12 protein-coding genes are annotated in these 17,965 nt (G+C 67.7%); 4 read left to right on the top strand and 8 right to left on the bottom strand.

Translation table 11 applies throughout. The features are described 5' to 3' along the window. The first annotated feature begins 121 nt into the window (after positions 1–121). Complete coding sequence (locus tag CK620_RS11425; RefSeq protein WP_095550404.1) at positions 122–1,168, top strand: peptidoglycan-binding domain-containing protein; 1,047 nt, start codon at positions 122–124, stop codon at positions 1,166–1,168. Between the two features lie 92 nt (positions 1,169–1,260). Here CK620_RS11425 and CK620_RS11420 read toward each other — a convergent pair whose 3' ends face one another. The 3 genes from CK620_RS11420 to CK620_RS11410 all read right to left on the bottom strand — a co-directional run bounded on the left by CK620_RS11420 (position 1,261) and on the right by CK620_RS11410 (position 5,370). Then, complete coding sequence (locus tag CK620_RS11420; RefSeq protein ID WP_095550403.1) at positions 1,261–3,630, bottom strand: heavy metal translocating P-type ATPase; 2,370 nt, start codon at positions 3,628–3,630, stop codon at positions 1,261–1,263. 66 nt (positions 3,631–3,696) lie between these two features. Next, positions 3,697–4,701, bottom strand: a complete 1,005-nt coding sequence (gene hslO / locus CK620_RS11415; protein WP_095550402.1) for an Hsp33 family molecular chaperone HslO — start codon at positions 4,699–4,701, stop codon at positions 3,697–3,699. Between the two features lie 144 nt (positions 4,702–4,845). Continuing rightward, positions 4,846–5,370, bottom strand: coding sequence for a gamma carbonic anhydrase family protein (locus CK620_RS11410; RefSeq protein WP_095550401.1), 525 nt, complete (start codon positions 5,368–5,370; stop codon positions 4,846–4,848). 151 nt (positions 5,371–5,521) lie between these two features. Here CK620_RS11410 and CK620_RS11405 point away from each other — a divergent pair, with 151 nt between their 5' ends. Then, positions 5,522–6,388, top strand: a complete 867-nt coding sequence (locus CK620_RS11405) for a ferritin-like domain-containing protein (protein WP_095550400.1) — start codon at positions 5,522–5,524, stop codon at positions 6,386–6,388. A gap of 167 nt (positions 6,389–6,555) precedes the next feature. Here CK620_RS11405 and CK620_RS11400 read toward each other — a convergent pair whose 3' ends face one another. From CK620_RS11400 to CK620_RS11380, 5 genes are all read right to left on the bottom strand, one after another. After that, entirely contained in the window at positions 6,556–7,224 is a 669-nt protein-coding gene (locus CK620_RS11400; RefSeq protein WP_095550399.1) for a TlpA family protein disulfide reductase, read from the bottom strand. Then, positions 7,199–9,382, bottom strand: a complete 2,184-nt coding sequence (locus tag CK620_RS11395) for a TonB-dependent receptor plug domain-containing protein (protein ID WP_095550398.1) — start codon at positions 9,380–9,382, stop codon at positions 7,199–7,201. The genes CK620_RS11400 and CK620_RS11395 overlap by 26 nt, the downstream gene beginning before the upstream one ends. A gap of 370 nt (positions 9,383–9,752) precedes the next feature. Continuing rightward, on the bottom strand, positions 9,753–11,153 hold the full coding sequence (locus tag CK620_RS11390) for a sensor histidine kinase (protein WP_095550397.1): 1,401 nt from the start codon (positions 11,151–11,153) through the stop codon (positions 9,753–9,755). Beyond that, entirely contained in the window at positions 11,150–11,875 is a 726-nt protein-coding gene (locus CK620_RS11385; protein WP_095541893.1) for a response regulator transcription factor, read from the bottom strand. The genes CK620_RS11390 and CK620_RS11385 overlap by 4 nt, the downstream gene beginning before the upstream one ends. 123 nt (positions 11,876–11,998) lie before the next feature. Further along, on the bottom strand, positions 11,999–12,814 hold the full coding sequence (locus tag CK620_RS11380; protein WP_095550396.1) for a PepSY domain-containing protein: 816 nt from the start codon (positions 12,812–12,814) through the stop codon (positions 11,999–12,001). A gap of 135 nt (positions 12,815–12,949) precedes the next feature. Between CK620_RS11380 and CK620_RS11375 the strand changes: the two genes are divergently transcribed. Both CK620_RS11375 and putA read left to right on the top strand, forming a co-directional pair. Beyond that, on the top strand, positions 12,950–13,660 hold the full coding sequence (locus CK620_RS11375; protein WP_172424234.1) for a PepSY domain-containing protein: 711 nt from the start codon (positions 12,950–12,952) through the stop codon (positions 13,658–13,660). A gap of 238 nt (positions 13,661–13,898) precedes the next feature. Beyond that, on the top strand, positions 13,899–17,897 hold the full coding sequence (gene putA, locus CK620_RS11370) for a bifunctional proline dehydrogenase/L-glutamate gamma-semialdehyde dehydrogenase PutA (protein WP_095550395.1): 3,999 nt from the start codon (positions 13,899–13,901) through the stop codon (positions 17,895–17,897). Positions 17,898–17,965 lie beyond the last annotated feature (68 nt).

Here is a 17,965-nt window from a genome sequence, read left to right as displayed (position 1 = left end):
GCAGCGTGCTGTTGTGTGCTGCGCAGTGCCGCTTCGGTGTTCGCGTGTGAAGGCCTGGCCCTGGCAAGTGGCCCTGCGCACGGCAAACCATTCAACAACTTTCTTAGTGAGGCATTTCTTTATGCAGCGTATCGGTATTTTGGGTGTGGCTTGTGCGGCCGCATTGACGTTGGCCGGGTGCCAGACAATGGGGATGAACTTGGGCGGCGGCAACACCGTGGCCACGGGTGGCGCGGCCGGTGGCAATGCCACGGGCGCCAACACCCAGCTCGAGCGCTGCGACTCGCCGCTGGGTACGGTATCGCTGGTGGAAAACGAGGCCGCCGGCTGGTACACCATCCTGCGCAATGAATATCGCCTGCCGCCCACGGCCAACCTGCTGCGTCTGATGATCCAGCAGTCCAACTGCTTCGTCGTGGTCGAGCGCGGCGCTGCCGGCATGAACGCCATGAGCCGTGAGCGTGAGCTGATGCAAAGCGGCGAAATGCGCCGTGGCAGCAACTTTGGTCGTGGTCAGGTCGTGGCCTCGGACTACGCGCTTTCGCCCGAGATCATCTTCAGCGATGACAACACCGGCGCGCTGATGGGCGCAGTGGGCGGTTTGATCGGCGGCGGCAGCGGCCGTGCCCTGGCTGCCATTGGCGCGGGCACCCAGCGCCGCGAAGCTGCCGCCATGCTGACGCTGGTGGACAACCGCTCGGGCGTGCAGGTGGCTGCGGCGCAGGGCAGCGCCTCCAAGATGGACATCGGCGGCTTTGGCGGGCTGTTTGGCCGCGCTGGCGGCGGCCTGGGCGGCTACAGCAGCACGCCGCAGGGCAAGGTCATTACCGCCGCGTTCATGGACGCCTACAACCAGATGGTGGTTTCGCTGCGCGGCTACAGCTCGCAAAGCGTGCAGGGTCAGGGCCTGGGCGGCGGCGGCCGCCTCGGCGTTGATGGCGGCGTGGCCCCTTCGCAAACTCGCGCCGGCGAGCCCGCTGCTGCCGGCGGCCGCATGAACTTGCGCGCCGCCCAGGCGCGCCTGAACGAGCTGGGCTACAACGCTGGCACGGCCGATGGCCGCATGGGCCAGCGCACGGCCAACGCGCTGCGCACTTTCCAGCGTGACAATGGCTTGGCCGTCACCGGCCGCCTGGATCAGGCCACGGCCGCCGCTCTGGCTCAGTAAGCATGGCTCCCATGCCGGAACGCTGAACCGGCACGGCCAGCGCCCATGAAAAAGCCGCCCCTTCAAGGGGCGGCTTTTTCATGGGCGCATTTTTACTGGATGGGTCTGTCGTCATCGGCCCAGGCCCGCGCCGGGCGCAGCAGCCGCAGGCCATTGGCCAGTACCAGCAGGCTGGCGCCCATGTCGGCAAAGACGGCCATCCACATGCTGGCCTGGCCGGTCATGGCCAGCAGCAAAAACAGCAGCTTGATGCCCAGGGCCAGGGCGATGTTCTGCCACAGCAGCGCGTGGGTGCGGCGCGACAGCGCAATGGTCTCGGGCAGGCGACGCAGGTCGTCATTCATGACCACCACGTCGGCCGCCTCCATGGCCACGTGGGTGCCCATGCCGCCCATGGCAAAGCCGATGTCGGCCTGGGCCAGGGCCGGGGCGTCGTTGATGCCGTCGCCGGCCATGGCTGTTGGGCCCAGTCGCTGCTGCAGCGCGGCAATGGCCTGCAGCTTGTCCTCGGGGAGCAATTCACCATGCACGGCGTCGATGCCGGCTTGCGTGGCGATGTGGCGTGCTGCGGCCAGATGGTCGCCGCTGAGCATGACGGTGTGTACTCCCTGGGCCTTGAGCGCGGCAATGGCCTGGGCCGAACTGGGCTTGATGGCATCGGCCACGGCGTACAGCGCCAGCGCGCGCTGGCCATCGGCCAACAGCGTAACGCTGTGGCCCTGCTGCGTTTGCGCTTGCACGAGCGCGGCCAGCTCGGCCGGGTATTGGCCGCGCTCGTCCAGCCAGCGGGCATTGGCCAGCACATAGGGCTGCGCGCCAATGCGCCCCTGCACGCCGCGCCCGGCCACGGCCTGAAAGTCCTCGACTGGCCAGTCCGCATCCTGGGTGGCCTGCGCCAGGCCCTGGGCGATGGCCTGCGAAATTGGGTGGTCCGAGCGCTGCGCCAGGCTGCGCGCCAGGCGGTGCGTGGCGGCGTGGTCTGCGGCATCGTCCAGGCATTGGGCAAGCAGTAGCTGCGGCTTGCCGGTGGTGATGGTGCCGGTCTTGTCCAGCGCCACTGCGCGGATGCGGCGCGCGCCCTCCAGGTATGCACCGCCTTTGATGAGGACGCCGCGGCGTGCGGCGGCCGTCAGCCCGCTGATCACCGTCACCGGCGTGGAGATGACCAGCGCACAGGGGCAGGCGATGACCAACAGCACCAGTGCCTGGTAGAGCGCCTGCAGCCAGCTGGCCTGGCCCAGCAGTGGCAACAGCAGCAGCACGGCCAGGGCGATGGCGAATACCGCTGGGGTGTAGATGGCGGCCAGCCGATCGACCAGTTGTTGCGTGGGCGCGCGCGTGGCCTGGGCCTGCTCGACGGCGAGGATGATGCGTGCCAGCGTACTGTCTGTGGCCGGGGCGCTGGCGCGCACCTGCAGTTCGCTGGCCTGATTGATGGTGCCGGCATAGACGGCATCGCCTGGGCCTTTGTCCAGCGGCAGGCTCTCGCCCGTGATGGGCGATTGGTCCACCGTGCTGTGGCCGCGCTCGACCTGCCCGTCCAGGGCAATGCGCTCGCCCGGGCGCACGCGCAGCAGGGCGCCGGGGCCGATGTCCGCCACCGGTTGGAGCAGCCACTGGCCGTCGGCCTGCTGCACCTCGGCCTGCTGCGGGGCCAGCGCCAGCAGGCCCTGGATGGCCTGGCGCGTGCGATCCACGGCGCGAGCCTCCAGCGCTTCGGCCAGTGCGTACAGGCTCATGACCATGGCTGCTTCGGGCCATTGACCGATCAGAAAGGCGCCGGTGACGGCCACCGTCATCAGCGCGTTGATGTTCAGCCGCCCCTGGCGCAGCGCCGTCAGGCCCTTGCGGTAGGTGGCGCTGCCGGCCAGGGCAATGGCCAGTGCGGCCAGGGCCATGCCCAGCCACATGCTGCCCTGCGTCAGCGCGCTGCCGGGCGCGTGGTGCGTGAAGAACAGCAGCTCGGCCGCGATGGCCAGGCCCAGCGCCAGCAGCAGCCGGCCGCTGCCGGCCCATAAGCGGCTGCGTGCGTTAGGAATTGCAGAGGAAGCTGCAGAAAGGTGCTCGACTTTGAAGCCCGCGGCGCGGATGGCGGCCAGCGCAGCAGGCAGTTGCGCAGCTGGCGCGGCCAGACCCAGCAGGCGTTCGCCAAACCGAAACTGAAGCTGTGCAATGCCGCTAATGCCTGCAAGCGCCTGACGGATTTGGGCCTCTTCGCTGGGGCAGTCCATGTCGGGAATGCGCAAATAGTGCCAGCTCTGACCATTGGCATGGTCTTGGAGTGCTGGCTGCGCATCGCTTTCTCTGCCAGCGCTGCTGCTTGCGTCGTTGCTTGCGCCGCTGGGCGGGGCATTGCCGACACAGCCGCTTTGGCAAGCGCAGCAACTGCTGCTTGATTGCGCCTTGGCGCCGGCTGCTTGGGCCTGGGACTGGGGCGATGGCGTGCTGGGGGCTGGGCTCATGGGCATGATCCGGGCAAAAGCGGCTAGTATGCCCCACGGATGTTGCGCACAAACCCAGCGTGGCTTTCAATGCCGCTGGTCCTGCTGCCCAGGTGTGGCCAGCGGAGTGAATAGCTGGGCGGTGTCCACAGCGTCAAAACGGTATTGCGCGCCGCAGAATTCGCAACCGATCTCCAGCGGCTGGCCTGGCTGCTCCTGCTGCATGGCTTGTACTTCGGCCTGCCCCAGCGATTGCAGCATGGCGGCTACGCGCTCACGACTGCATTGGCAGCCAAAGTGCGGCGCGAGGCCGGCAGTGTCCAGCGGCTGCAGCTGCTCTTGCCAGAACAAGCGGCGCAGGATGGTGGCGCTGTCCAGCGTCAGCAATTCCTCGCGCGTGAGGCTGCGCGCCAGCGTGGCAATGCGGTTGAAGTGCTCGTTCTGGCCTTGCGCGTCTTCTTCGTCGGTGTTTTGCAGTGCGCCGCCCAGGTTGGCCTGGCCCTTGACGGGGATGCGCTGCAGCAGCAGCCCGGCGGCCACGCGCTGATCGGCGGCCAGCAGCAGCACGGTGTCGAGCTGTTCGGACTGCTGCATGTACTGCTCCAGCGTGGCCGCCAGCGAGGGCAGGGTCTGGCCCTGAGCGTCGGTCAACGAGACGATGCCCTGGTAAGGCCGGTAGCCGGGCTGCTTGTGCTCGGCATCGAGGGTAATGGCGCAACGGCCTTGGCCGTGCGCATTGCACAGCGCCTGCAGATCGGGGCTTGGCAGGGCCTGCAACGCGGCAGCGGCATCGGGGGCCAGCTGGGCCGTGGCGCGCAGCCGCAGGTTGGATTTGACCTCGGCCACGGCCAGGCGCAGCGGGCCATCGCCCTGGATTTGCAGCACCAGCGCGCCGTCAAATTGGATATTGGCCTGCATCAACAGGGCTGCGGCGCTCATCTCACCCAATAGCTGAGCCACACATTCGGGGTAGGGCCCGGTTTCTGTGTTGGCGGCGCGGCGCGCCAGCATCTCCTGCCAGGGGGCGTCGAGACGCACGATGGAGCCGCGCACGGGCAGGCCTTCAAAGAGGAATTTCTGGATTTCGGACATGGGGCGGACAGATGGGGCGCGGTAGCGGGGAGCGCGGCAGCGCCTGGGCAAAGGAATGCCGCACAGATGGTGTTGGGCCAGCTGTTTTCAAGGATGCCGCGCAAGTCGCTCGCGGGCGCTGGTCGCGGGCCTTGGAGCCCGACCTCAGTCCACGCGCTTGAGGCCTTGGGCAAAGCGCTGTGCGTTGTCGCGGTAGTGGCGCGCGCTGCGGCGCAGGCCTTCGATCTCCTGCGGCGTGAGCATGCGCACCACCTTGGCCGGACTGCCCAGGATCATGCAGCCGTCGGGAAACTCCTTGTTCTCGGTGACCAGCGCGCGCGCGCCGACCAGGCAATTCTTGCCAATCTTGGCGCCGTTGAGTACCACGGCTCCGATGCCGATGAGCGATTCGTCCCCGATCGTGCAGCCGTGCAGCATGACCTGGTGGCCGATGGTCACGTCACGGCCAATGTCCAGCGGCTTGTCTGGATCGACGTGCAGCACGCTGCCGTCTTGCACGTTGCTGCCCGCGCCGACGCGGATGTGATCGCCATCGCCACGGATCACGGCGCCGAACCAGACGCTGCTGTGCGCCTCCAGCGTGACATGGCCCAGCACCGTGGCCGAGTCGGCCACCCAGCTGCCGGGCTCCAGGGTGGGGCGGATGCCGTCGAGTTCATACAGGGCCATGGGTTTCTCCTCGTGTGGTGGGGGTAGCAGTGGGGCTGGAGACTGCCCTGCGTGGGCAGCGTTTGCTTGCATGAGTCTGCGATTGTAGGGAGCCTGCACAGCCTGCCGCCGTCCAGAACATCGCCCAGAACGCCCCCTACAATCGCCGCCCATGACCCAGGCCTGCCAGACCCCCACTGCTACCGAAGCGGCCTGCCTGCGCCAGCGGGCGCGGCAGCTGCTGCAGTGGCAAGACCCCACCGCCAAGGCCGAGGCCGTGCTGCAGCTGCACGCCAGCCAGGCCCATATGGAGCTGGACGTGCAGCAGGCCCTGGCCGCGCCCGAGCCCGATGAGCCGGGCATGCCGCCTGGCCTGCGGCTGGCGCCGCACACCGAGGTGGCGCGGCGTTCGCCAGCCACATTGCAAGGGCGTGCGGTGCTGGTGCACGCCATCGTGCACATTGAGTACAACGCCATCCACCTGGCGCTCGACGCCGTGTGGCGCTTTGCCGGCATGCCCGCTTCGTACTATGGCGATTGGCTGAAGATCGCCGCCGAGGAAGCGCGTCACTTCCAGCTGCTGCGCGCGCAGCTACAGGCCATGGGTTTTGACTATGGCGACTTCCCCGCGCACCAAGGGCTGTGGGCCATGTGCAGCAAGACCAGGCACGACATTCTGGCGCGCATGGCGCTGGTGCCGCGCACGCTGGAGGCGCGCGGCCTGGACGCCACGCCCTTGATCCAGCACAAGCTGCGCCAGGTCGATACCGAGGACGCGCACGCCATCTGCGCCGTGCTCGACATCATCCTGCGAGAGGAAGTGGGCCATGTGGCCATCGGCAATTACTGGTACCGCTGGCTGTGCCACCAGCGCGGGCTGGACGCAGTGGCCCTGTACCCGCAGCTGGTGGCGCAGTATGAGGCGCCGCGCCCCAAGCCGCCGCTGAACCTGGACGCGCGCCGCGCGGCAGGTTTCACCGAGCAAGAGCTCGAATATCTGCAATGGGGCAGTGAAAACCCGCCGGGTGGGGCGGGCTGAGCTGGCCAAGGGCTGTTGAGATTCAGTGTTGCAGCGGTGGCTTCGATCAAAACTGCGCAGCAGCTGCGGCTTTTACCTCGAAAACCGCCTTGCATAGTGTGAACAGGTCCTAAATCTCAACAACCCTTAGCGCAGGCAGGCAGCCGATCGCCCTCCTTTGAATCTGTTCAAAATCCCTGCGCGGTGGGCAGCTGCTGCGGATTTGCGCAGTCCGCAGCCAAGGCTTGCAGCTCGGCGGTGCTGAGCATGCCCGTGTGCGTGCGACAGATGGCGCGGCCTTGCAGGGCCACGGTAAAGGGCAGGGCGCCGCGCGGGTTGCCAGCGGATTTCATCAGCGCCCCGACCTGTGCCCCGCCGCGCAGCGCGGGCAGGGTGATGCCACGGCGTTCCAGAAACTGCGCCGCCTGGCGCGGCGTGTCGGTGGCCACCAGCAGCACCGTCCACTGCGGGTGGCTGCGGGCGAATTGCTCCAGCATGGGCAGCTCGGCAATGCAGGGCGGGCAGTCGCGCCCCCAGAAGTTGAGCAGCACTGGGCCGGCGAAGTCGCTGGCGCGCACGAAGCGGCTGCCGTCGAGCGCGGCCAGCTCGAAGGACCAGGGCCGGGTCGCAGGCTGGATTGCAGGCCGGGTGGGCGCGTCTGCGCTCGGCTGGGCGCTGGTTGCTTGGGAGGCCCGCGCCTGCGCCAAGGCTGGCTGTGCCAGCGTGGCGGCGCAGCTCAGCAGCACCGCGCCGCCCCAGCCTGGCGTCAGCCGGGCCGCCAGGCGCAGGTGCAGGTGCAGGCGGGGCCTGCCGGGGCCGGGCCGTGCGGGTTTAGAAGGAGAACTTCGCGCCGGCATAGACGTAGCGCCCGCGCATCGGGCCCCAGATGTGCGTCACGTCGTAGCCGCCTTCGGCGTCCACCCACAGCGGGCTTTCCTTCTTGCTCTGGTAGTAATCGAACAGGTTGTCCACGCCGACGAACAGGGAAACATTGCGATGCAGGTTGTATTGCACGCGGGCGTCGAAGGTGGCAAAGCTGGGGCTTTTCTTCAGCTTGGGCGTGCCATCGAAGTTGTAGCGGTTCTGGTTGCCCGAGCCGTCGTCGTGGAAGCGGTTCAAATCCATTGGACCGGTGAAGTTGACGCGGGCCATGGCTTCCCATGGGCCGCGCTCGTAGTCCAGCGAGAGGAAGGCGCGCGATTTTGGCCGGGCGAATACCAGCGTGCCGGCCGGGAAGCGGTAGTTGAAGACTTCGGCCGCGGCCGAGACCGTCAGCGCGGGCGTGAGCAGGTAAGACAGGTTCACGTCCGCGCCCTGCACCACGACTTTGCCTGGCGAGCTGGTGAACAGCGTGACCGGGTTGCCCGCAGCATCGGTGTGGCTGAGGTCGAGCAGGGCGAAGTTCTTGATGCGGTTGTAGTGGTAGGAGCCGGTGACGGCCAGGCGCTCATCGGCGTAGTTCAGCGCATAGCTCAGGTTGTGCGAGACCTCGGGCTTGTCCAGCTGGCGCTCGATGCGGATGGTGTCCAGAATGCCGTGGTCCTGCTCGAAGAAGCTGGTGGGGGCGCGAAAGCCCTTGCCGACGGAAAAGCGGCTGGAGACATGGCCGGTGTGCTGGTACAGCGCATTCAGGCGCGGCGAGACGATGCCGCCATAGACGTTGTGGCGGTCGTAGCGCAGCGAGCCGTTGAGCTCCAGCCGGTCGTCCAGGAAGGTGCTGTAGGCCTGCACGAACAGGGCCGGAACTTCATAGCGGTAGTTGTCCACGCCGTCTACATGCTCGCGCGCCTCGGTGATGCCATGGCTGCGCAGGTTCTCATAGCGGTAGTTCAGGCCGCCGGTCAGCAGCCAGCCGTTGACGGGCAGCTGGTAGCTGGCCTCGGCGTAATGCTGAGCCTGGCGCGCCTGGTAGTCGGAGAACTCGTAAAAGCTCTCCTGGCGATGGCGCGCAGTGCCCAGTGCCAGCCGCAGCGCGCCAGCGCCCAATGGGCGCGTGCCCGAGAGCACGAACTGCTCGCGCCGGGTGTGGATGTATTCCGAATAGCCCAGCCTGCCCAGGTCGTAATCGACCAGCGAGCCATCGGCAGGGTTGACCCAACCGTGCGCGATGGGCGAGCCGCCCGCGCCGGCGCTGAAGTCGAACGGATTGCCGCTGGTATCGGCCTGCACGCTGCCCGGGCGGCGGTAGGTCTCCAGCGCGCCGCCGCCGCGTTTCTCGTTGACCAGATCCAGCCTGCCGCGCAGCTTGAAGCCGCCGGCGTCATCGGCAAAAAAGCCCAGCCCGGCCAGGCGGCGGTCGTAGCCGGTGTATTCGGAAATGCCGTCACCGTTGCCGTCCCAGGCGTCGTGGCGGTTGTAGTTCAGCGTGGCGCTGAGCGCGCCGCCATCAAGCGGCCGCGCCAGATAGGCATCGGCCTGGCGCGAGCCCATGTTGCCCAGCTGCGTGCGCAGGTGCGCCTCGTTGCGCAGCGGGCGCTTGGTCACCACGTTGACCGTGCCGGCCAGGGCCTCGGGCGCGATCAGGCTGGCGCCGGCGCCGCGCGCCACGTCGATGCGCTCCACGCCGTGCACGCTCACGCTGTCGAGTCCGTAGGCCGAGGACACGGAGGAATACATCGGAATGCCGTCGATCAGCAACGTGGTGTAGCGACCGGGCAGGTTGTTGAGCAGCACATTGCGCACATTGCAGATCGAGCACTCGACCTGCACGGCAATGCCTGGCTTCTTGTCCACGCTCTCGTTGAGGTTGCTCGCGCCGCTGCGCTCGATGGTGCGGGCGCTGATGGATTCGGTTTTGACGATCTCGTCGCGCAACGCGCCCGGGCGCATCGAGCCTTGGCTGCTGCGTTCTTCGACGCTGACGTTCACGGTTGGCAACGTGCGCTCCGCATCAGCGCTCTGCTGGGCCTGAGCGTGCGCCAGCGGCGCGCTGGCCAGCAGGCACAGCAGGGCGGCAGCGCAAACGGGGGAGGCGGTGTGAAGTCTGGCGTTGCGTTGACTGTCACGGCAAGACATGAAAACTCCTTGGGATGGATGCACAAAGAAGAAAGCCCCAACACTGCGCTGGCCGGGCCCTCGCCTTACGAGCGCTCCGGCCAGTTCGGCCCTGCCGGCAGCAGGAGGCTTGTAGGCAGAATCAAGAAAACCGCGAATTTATAGCATCTGCTAATAAAAGTATAGTTTTTGCTAAATTTTTGCTGGCCAGAATCCCAGGATGGGCGCAAAAGGCGGAAAGTTGGATGCGGCTGTGTGTGGCGCTTGGCGCTCAGGAATGGCCGTGGTCTTCCCCTAACCTGAGCAGCACGACCAATGCCCGCCGGCCTGCGTGGGCGGGCGAGGCGGGCTTGTAAATCGCTGAAGGAGGGGTCGTACAGTGCGATGGGCCTCAGGCGGGCAGCCAGAGCTGCGCTTGCAGGCCGCCCAGTGCAGGGCTGGGGCTGAGCTTCAGCAGGCCATTCCAGCTGTGGGCAATGTCGGCCACGATGGACAGGCCCAGGCCACTGCCAGGGGTACTTTGGTCGAAGCGCTGGCCACGCTGACCTGCGTGTTGCAGATCTTCTGCGGCGATGCCTGGGCCATCGTCGGCGATGCTGATGCACAGCGCCGGGCGTGGCAGGGCGGGGCTGCTGGAGGGGGTAGGGGCCTGAAGCTGGATGTGCACGCGGCGGCTGGCCCATTTGCTGGCGTTGTCCAGCAGGTTACCGACCATTTCTTCCAGGTCGGAGCGGTCGCCACGCCAGCGCAGGGCTTGGGCATTGCGATCGGCGTCGAGTTGCCAGTGCAGGCCTCTTTCCGGGCGGATGTGTTGCATCAGTTGCATCAGCTGTTGCAGCACCTCATACACAGGCACAGCCTGGCGGTTGGCACTGGCAGCATGCTCGTCGCCGCTGCTGCTGGTGCGGCTGAGGTGGCGCTCGATCAGACCGTTCATGCTCTGTACTTGCGCCAGCACCAGCGAGCTGGGCACCTGGGGACTTTGGCTGGCCTCGGCGCTCAGGCGCGCCAGCGGGGTCTTGAGCGCATGGCTGAGGTCGGCGGCATGGGCGCGGCCACGCGCCAGCATGCGCGTGTTGCGTTCGAGCAGGGCGTCGATCTCATGGGCCAGCGGATCCAGGTCAGGGCCATAGCCGCTGCCCAGCGCTGTGTGCCCAGTGTCGCCTCTGGGCATGGAGTCTGTGGGGGCGGCGCCGTGCATGCCGGCCAGACGTCGCTGCAGGCGCGCCAGCGGCCGCAGGCCCCAGCGCACTTGCAGCACGGTGGTCAGCGCCGCTCCGATGAACAGCGCGCCCAAACCCATGAAGAGGATGCGCTGGATGCGTGCCAGGGCCTGGTCGGTCTCCTCGGCCAGCACGTACACCCGCAGCGTGGCTTGCTGGCCATCTTGCTCGATGGGGCGCTCCAGGCCGAGCAGCGCGCGGCCGCGCGGGTCGCGGTTGCGCAGCAGGCCGCTGCGGCCAGCAGGGGCCTGGGGTTGCAGGCTGGCATCCCACAGCGAGCGCGAATACAGAGTTTGGTCCGGTGCCTGCAAGACCCAGTAGGCGCCAGAGAAAATTTGATTGAAGGCCCCGCCCGGGGTGCTTTCGCTGTAGCGCCACTGGCCGTTTGCAGCCAAGCTGAGATGGGCCTGGATGCGGTCGGCGCTGTCGCCCAGGCGCTGGGCCAGGCCAGTGTGCAGGCTGTCGCGCATGCTCGCTTGCAGCAGCGCGCCCAGCAGCAGCAGCGCCGCCAGGCTGGGCAGCAGGCCCAGGGCCAGCAGGCGGGCTGTCAGCCCCAGGCGCTGCATCATGCCTGGCGGCTTTCCTTGGGGGAGTTGGCGTTGTCCGCTTGCTGCGGATCGACGAGCCGAAAGCCCAGGCCGCGCTGGGTTTCGATGCGGGCTGCGCCAATCTTGCGGCGGATGCGGCCGATGAGTACGTCCAGCGAGTTGGAGTCCGGGTCCAGATCGCGCGAGTACACGTGCTCGCCGATTTCCGTGCGCGTGACGGTGGCGCCTGGGCGGTGCATCAGATAGGCCAGGATTTTGAGTTCCTGCGCCGTCAGGGCGATGTGTTGGCCGTCCACGTACACGCGCTGCGTCACGGAGTCGTACTCCAGCCCGCCCGAGCGCAGCACGGTATCGCCGCCTTGGCCGTTCTGGCTGGACAGCGGCTGGCTGCGGCGCAGCAGGGCGCGCAGACGCAGCACGACTTCTTCCTGCATGAAGGGCTTGGTCAGGTAATCGTCGGCGCCGGCCTGGAAGCCGGCAAGCTTGTCGCTCCAGCGGCTGCGCCCGGTGAGGATCAGCACCGGCATGTGGCAGCCGCTTTCGCGCCAGTGCCGCAGTACGGAGATGCCGTCCAGACCGGGCAGGCCCAGGTCGAGCACTGCGGCGTCATAGCTCTCGGTCTCGGCCAGAAAGACGGCCTCTTGGCCATCGGCCGTGTGTTCAGCAACAAAGCCAGCCTGCGTGAGCACTCGCTGGAGCTGGCTGGCCAGGGTGGCATCGTCTTCGACGATCAGGATGCGCATGCGGTGATGGAATGGGGTGGGGCTGCGTGATGGGGATGGTCGGCAGCATGGCCAGAAACTGTGAATGCCAAGGCTGTGCCGCGCGCGTTCAAGCCGGGCGCGGCAATGGTGGCGATGGGCAAATCACTCTTTGCGCTTTTGGCGCAGCACGGCGGCATTGTGCGGATCCACGTGCAGTTCCATGGTGCCGCCTTGTTGCAGCCGGATGTCGATTTCATAGTACCAAGTATCGCCGCTGTGCGAGCGCTCGCGCTCGAGTTCGACTTCCATGACCGTGCCTGGAAATTGATCGAGCAGCCGCTCCAGAATCTGCTCCAGCGGCAGCATCTGGCCGGCAGCCTGGCCTGGATTGGGCGCGCCGCGCAGGATGGCGCCGCTGCGCGCATCGACGACCAGCGCCTGTTGCTGGCCGTCCGGCTGCAGCAGCTTGAGCTCGTACACCGCCTGCTGCTGTTGCGAGGCTTGCAGCTCCGCTTCGACGACTTGGCCCGGGTGCTGCTGCGCCAGCTGGCGCAGGATGCTTGGCAGTGGCATCAGCCCCGACTGGGCCACGGGGGTGTCGTCCAGTTCCACGAGCTGGCCGGTTTCGGCCTGGAGCTTGATTTCGCGCTTGCGGTTGTTGTGGTCGAGCACTTCAATCTCATAGACCGGGCCGTAGACGCGGCTGGTTTCCATCTCCACCTCCAGCACGCGGCCGGGGATGTGCTGCTCGGCAATGCGCAGGATGTCGGCCAACGGCTTGTAGCGCCCGCTGGAGACGGCCTCGCGCACGCTGCGCTGCTGATCGGTTTGTGCAGCGACCGGGCTCAGCGCTGCACAGGCCAGTGCACAGGCCAGCGCGGTTGCGCGCAGCCAGGGCATGGCAAAGCCCCCGGCAGGCTCTGGCTGGGCAGCGCGCGCGGGGGCGAAAGAGGGGCAAGGCAGGCGGCGGGCAAGCATGGGCGGCAATGGTGGGGGCGGCAGTCTAAACCAATGATGAACCTTGGCTTCAGGCGGTGTTTAGGCAGGGCTTTTCACAATCTTGCCCATGCCCATCACAAGGCTGCCCTCACACTTGAAAGAAAGGAAACCCGTATGAACACCGCATTCCCCTTTGCCCTGAACGCTGTACGCGCCCGCCGGGCGGGCGCTGGCGCCGCCGCTTTGCTGGCCGCGGCGCTGTTGGCCAGCCCTGTGCAGGCTGCCGGCAATGCCTCGCAGGCAGTGCAGGCCATGACAGACCAGGGTTATGTGGCCATCCATGATCTGGAATTCAAGCACCAGCACTGGACGGCCGAAGCCACTACCCAGGGCGGCACGCGCGTGCAGCTGTTGCTCGATGGCGCTGGCCGCGTGGCCGAAGTGGGCAACCCCGCCAGCCAGGCCCAGATTGCTTCGGTGCAGGACGTGCTGCAACGCTTGCACAGCCTGGGTTACCAGCATGTGCGAGATGTGGAAATGGACGACGGCTTCTGGACTGCCGATGCCATCAACCGCCGTGGGGTGTCTGTGGATCTGACATTGCATCCGGTGACGTTGGAACTGCTCAGTGAAGTGGGCGATGACGACCGCCACCGCCCGCCAGTCGCACCACAAGTGCAGCAGCCAGCCTGGGGCCCGCAAGGCGTGCTGCCGGCCAGTGAGGTGATTGCGCGCCTGCAGCGTGCAGGCTACCGCCACATCCACGATCTGGATTTCGACGACGGCTATTGGGAGGCTGAGGCCATCAACCCGGCCGGGCTGCGGGTCGATCTGCGCCTGGATCCGCGCACTGGCGCCGTGCTGCGTGAAAAGCGCGACGATTGATTGCGAGATTGATCGGCAGATGACGCTGCCGCTCCGGATGGCCTGCAGGCTGAGCGGGGCGGCCGGTCGTTCTGACGTCGCTACTTCCGACAAGCCCCCTTACAGGGGGCTTTGGCTTGTCTGGGTGCAGGCAACAGCGATGGTTTACCAGGATTTTCTTAATGGTTAACTCCAGATGTTTGGATGGTTAACCTTTCTACAATGCCAGCCTGTCAAGGCTTGGATGGAGTGAAACGCCATGGGAACGACGCTGGGCATCAAGGTCGATGAAAGCATTCGTGAGCGCCTGCGCCAGGCGGCGCAGCAGCTGGGTTGTTCGCCGCATTGGCTGCACAAGCAGGCGCTGCTGGCTTATATCGAAGCCATCGAAAAAGGCGTGCTGCCGCCGGAGCTGGCGTATTGGCAGCAGCAGGGCCAGGGCGCGGCACAGCCCAGTGGCGATGCCGAGGCGGCGGCCTTGCCGGCCTTGGTGGAGAGCAGCGCGCCCTTTCTGGCCCTGGCGCAGGATGTGCAGCCGCAATCGGTGCTGCGCGCGGCCATCACGGCCGCCTACCGCCGCCCCGAGACCGAGTGCCTGCCGGTGCTGATCGAGGCTGCGCGCGCCCAGCAACCCGAGCAGGTGCGCGCGCTGGCCACGCGCCTGGTGCAGGCGCTGCGCGCCAAGCGCCTCAAGCGCAGCGGCGGTGTCGAGGCGCTGGTGCAGGAGTATTCGCTCTCCAGCCAGGAGGGGGTGGCGCTGATGTGCCTGGCCGAGGCGCTGCTGCGCATCCCCGACCGGGCCACGCGCGATGCGCTGATCCGCGACAAGATCAGCCAGGGCGACTGGAAGGCCCATGCCGATTCGCCCTCGATGTTCGTCAATGCCGCCACCTGGGGGCTGATGATCACCGGCAAGCTGGTGGCCGTGCACAGCGAGCGCAGCCTGGGCGCGGCGCTCACGCGCCTGATCGCCAAAGGCGGCGAACCGCTGATCCGCCAGGGCGTGAACACGGCCATGCGCATGATGGGCGAGCAGTTCGTCACCGGCCAGACCATTGCCGCAGCGCTGGCCAACAGCCGCAAGTGGGAGGAAAAAGGCTTTCGCTACTCCTACGACATGCTGGGCGAGGCCGCGGCCACCGAGGCCGATGCGCTGCGCTACCTGCAGTCCTACGAGCAGGCCATCCACGCCATCGGCAAGGCCGCGCAGGGCCGGGGCATTTACGAGGGGCCAGGCATCTCGGTCAAGCTCTCGGCGCTGCACCCGCGCTACAGCCGCGCCCAGCGCGAGCGCGTCATGCAGCAGCTCTACCCGCGCCTGTTGGCGCTGGTGCAGCTGGCGCGGCAGTACGACGTGGGCCTGAACATCGACGCCGAGGAGGCCGACCGGCTGGAACTCTCGCTGGACCTGCTCGAACGCCTGTGCCTGGAGCCCAGCCTGGCGGGCTGGAATGGCATTGGCTTTGTGGTGCAGGCCTACCAGAAGCGCGCGCCCTTCGTGCTCGACTGGCTGATCGAGCTGGCGCGGCGCAGCCGCCGCCGGCTGATGGTGCGGCTGGTCAAGGGCGCCTACTGGGACAGCGAGATCAAGCGCGCCCAGCTCGACGGCCTGGAGGGCTACCCCGTCTACACCCGCAAGCTGCACACCGATGTGGCCTACCTGGCCTGCGCGCGCAAGCTGCTGGCCGCGCCCGATGCGGTGTACCCGCAGTTTGCCTCGCACAACGCGCAGACTCTGGCGAGCATCTACCACATGGCCGGGCAGAACTACTATCCTGGCCAGTACGAATTCCAGTGCCTGCACGGCATGGGCGAGTCGCTGTATGAAGAGGTGGTCGGCCCTGTGGCGCAAGGCAAGCTCGGGCGGCCCTGCCGCATCTACGCGCCGGTGGGTTCGCACGAAACCCTGCTGGCCTACCTGGTGCGGCGCTTGCTGGAAAACGGCGCCAACAGCTCCTTTGTGCACCAGATTGGCGACGAGTCCATCCCCATCGAGCAGCTGGTGGCCGACCCCGTGCAGGCCGCGTTGCAGCTGCAGCCGCTGGGCCGCCCGCACGAGCGCATCGCGCTGCCGGTGGATTTGTACCAGCGCCAGGGACGGCGCAACTCCATGGGCCTGGACTTGAGCAACGAGCAGCGCCTGGGTTCGCTCTCGGCCGCGCTGCTGGCCAGCGCCGAGCAGCGCTGGCTGGCGCAGCCGGCCGGCTCCGCTGGCGACGAGGCCCAGGATGGCCAGGACGGCACGGCCCTGCAGGAGGTGCGCAACCCGGCCGACCGTTTCGACCTCGTCGGCCACGTGCGCATGGCCACGCCCGAGCAGGCCCAGCAGGCCGTGGCGCGTGCCGTGGCTGCCGCGCCGATCTGGCAGGCCACGCCCGTGGCCGAGCGCGCCCAGGCCCTGCTGCGCGCGGCGCAATGGCTGGAAGACCAGCTGCAGCCGCTGATGGGCCTGCTGGTGCGCGAGGCCGGCAAATCCCTGCCCAACGCCATTGCCGAGGTGCGCGAGGCCGTGGATTTTCTGCGCTACTACGCGCGCCAGGCCGAAGAGGGCTGGCAGCTGGGGCTGCAGCCGCCGCCCCCGTCGGCCCAGGGCGGCGCACCCGATGCAGCCAGCGCGCCCGGCACACCTGGGGCGCTTGGGGCGTCTGACACACCGGCGCTGCCGCCCGCGCAGCCGCTGCAGGGCGCGCCGCTGGGGCCAGTGCTGTGCATCAGCCCTTGGAACTTCCCGCTGGCCATCTTCGTTGGCCAGATTGCCGCGGCGCTGGCTGCGGGCAACGTGGTGCTGGCCAAACCGGCCGAGCAAACCTGCCTGATCGCCGCCCAGGCCGTGGCCTTGTTGCACCGCGCCGGCGTGCCCGCCGACGCCTTGCAGCTGCTGCCCGGGCCGGGCGAGACCGTGGGCGCGGCGCTGGTGGCGCACCCTGAGGTCAAGGCCGTGGTGTTCACCGGCTCCACCGCCGTGGCCCAGAGCATCCAGCGCAGCCTGGCCGCGCGGCTGGACGAGCACGGCAAGCCCATCCCCCTCATTGCCGAGACCGGCGGCATCAATGCCATGGTGGTCGATTCCTCGGCGCTGGCCGAGCAGGTCGTGGCCGACGTGCTCAGCTCGGCCTTCGACTCGGCCGGGCAGCGCTGCTCGGCACTGCGCCTGCTGTGCGTGCAGGAGGACTGCGCCGAGCGCCTGCTGCAGATGCTGCGCGGCGCCATGCAGGAGCTGCGCGTGGGCCGGCCCGATCAGCTCAACACCGACGTCGGCCCGGTGATCGACGCCCAGGCCCAGGCCGAGATCGAGCAGTACGTGGCGCAGATGCGCGAGGCTGGGTTTGGCGTGCAGCGCCTGCAGCTCGATGCCGTGTGCCGCCAGGGCACTTTCGTGGCCCCCACGCTGATCGAGGTGCAGCGCGTGGCCGACGTGCAGCGCGAAGTGTTCGGTCCCGTGCTGCACGTGCTGCGCTACCCGCGCAGCGGCTTCGATGCGCTGCTTGCGCAAATCAATGCCTTGGGCTTTGGCCTGACCTTTGGCGTGCACACCCGGCTGGACGAAACCATCGCCCAGGTCAGCGCACGCATCCAGGCCGGCAACCTGTACGTCAACCGCAACATCGTCGGCGCGGTGGTCGGCGTGCAGCCCTTTGGCGGCGAAGGCCTCTCGGGCACCGGCCCCAAGGCCGGCGGGCCGCTGTACCTGCCGCGTCTGGTGCGCGGGCCGCAGCCTGGCGCGCAAGTGCTGCGCCCCGGCGCAGAGTGGACGTTGCAAGGCCCCACTGGCGAATTCAACCGCTACCGCTTGCTGCCGCGCGGCCAGGTCTGGTGCCTGCCGCGAAGCCTGATGGGCTTGCAGCGCCAGTGGCAGGCCTGCGCGCAATCGGGCAATGGCATGGTGCTGGCCGACACCCAGGCACTGCGCGAGCTGTATGCGCAATGGCTGCAAGGGATGGCGCAAGAGGCGCCGCCTGGTCAAGCCGCGCAGGACGTGGCGCTGCACTGGTGCCGCCCCGATGAGATCGCCGCGCTGCCGCTGCAGGCCGCGCTGTTCGAGGGCGATGCCGACGAGCTGCTGGCCTTCCAAACTGAAGCCGCCCAGCGCAGCGGCCCGCTGCTGGCAGTGCAGGGCCTGAGCGCTGAAGAACTGGCCCAGGGCGCGCACTACCGCCATGAGCGCCTGCTGCGCGAAGTGGCCATCAGCATCAACACGGCCGCTGCCGGTGGCAATGCCAGCCTGATGAGCATCGACGCGCCATCAGGGCATGGCTGAGGGTTTGATCAAGATCTCGGTGTGAATGAGAAGAAGTGTTTGGGCATGGCCTGCAAAGCGCAAAAAGC

Origin of the sequence: Vandammella animalimorsus (genome assembly GCF_002285285.1) — a bacterium.
GTDB classification, from domain to species: domain Bacteria; phylum Pseudomonadota; class Gammaproteobacteria; order Burkholderiales; family Burkholderiaceae_C; genus Lampropedia; species Lampropedia animalimorsus.
This window is presented reverse-complemented; position numbering and strand designations above follow the sequence as displayed.

Coding starts and splice junctions, on each gene's coding strand:
- CK620_RS11375 (WP_172424234.1), top strand. CDS start 12,950: ATGAACACCGCATTCCCCTTTGCCCTGAACGCTGTACGCGCCCGCCGG.
- CK620_RS11395 (WP_095550398.1), bottom strand. CDS start 9,382: ATGTCTTGCCGTGACAGTCAACGCAACGCCAGACTTCACACCGCCTCC.
- CK620_RS11405 (WP_095550400.1), top strand. CDS start 5,522: ATGACCCAGGCCTGCCAGACCCCCACTGCTACCGAAGCGGCCTGCCTG.
- hslO (WP_095550402.1), bottom strand. CDS start 4,701: ATGTCCGAAATCCAGAAATTCCTCTTTGAAGGCCTGCCCGTGCGCGGC.
- CK620_RS11390 (WP_095550397.1), bottom strand. CDS start 11,153: ATGATGCAGCGCCTGGGGCTGACAGCCCGCCTGCTGGCCCTGGGCCTG.
- CK620_RS11420 (WP_095550403.1), bottom strand. CDS start 3,630: ATGAGCCCAGCCCCCAGCACGCCATCGCCCCAGTCCCAGGCCCAAGCA.
- CK620_RS11400 (WP_095550399.1), bottom strand. CDS start 7,224: ATGCCGGCGCGAAGTTCTCCTTCTAAACCCGCACGGCCCGGCCCCGGC.
- CK620_RS11385 (WP_095541893.1), bottom strand. CDS start 11,875: ATGCGCATCCTGATCGTCGAAGACGATGCCACCCTGGCCAGCCAGCTC.
- CK620_RS11410 (WP_095550401.1), bottom strand. CDS start 5,370: ATGGCCCTGTATGAACTCGACGGCATCCGCCCCACCCTGGAGCCCGGC.
- CK620_RS11425 (WP_095550404.1), top strand. CDS start 122: ATGCAGCGTATCGGTATTTTGGGTGTGGCTTGTGCGGCCGCATTGACG.
- CK620_RS11380 (WP_095550396.1), bottom strand. CDS start 12,814: ATGCTTGCCCGCCGCCTGCCTTGCCCCTCTTTCGCCCCCGCGCGCGCT.
- putA (WP_095550395.1), top strand. CDS start 13,899: ATGGGAACGACGCTGGGCATCAAGGTCGATGAAAGCATTCGTGAGCGC.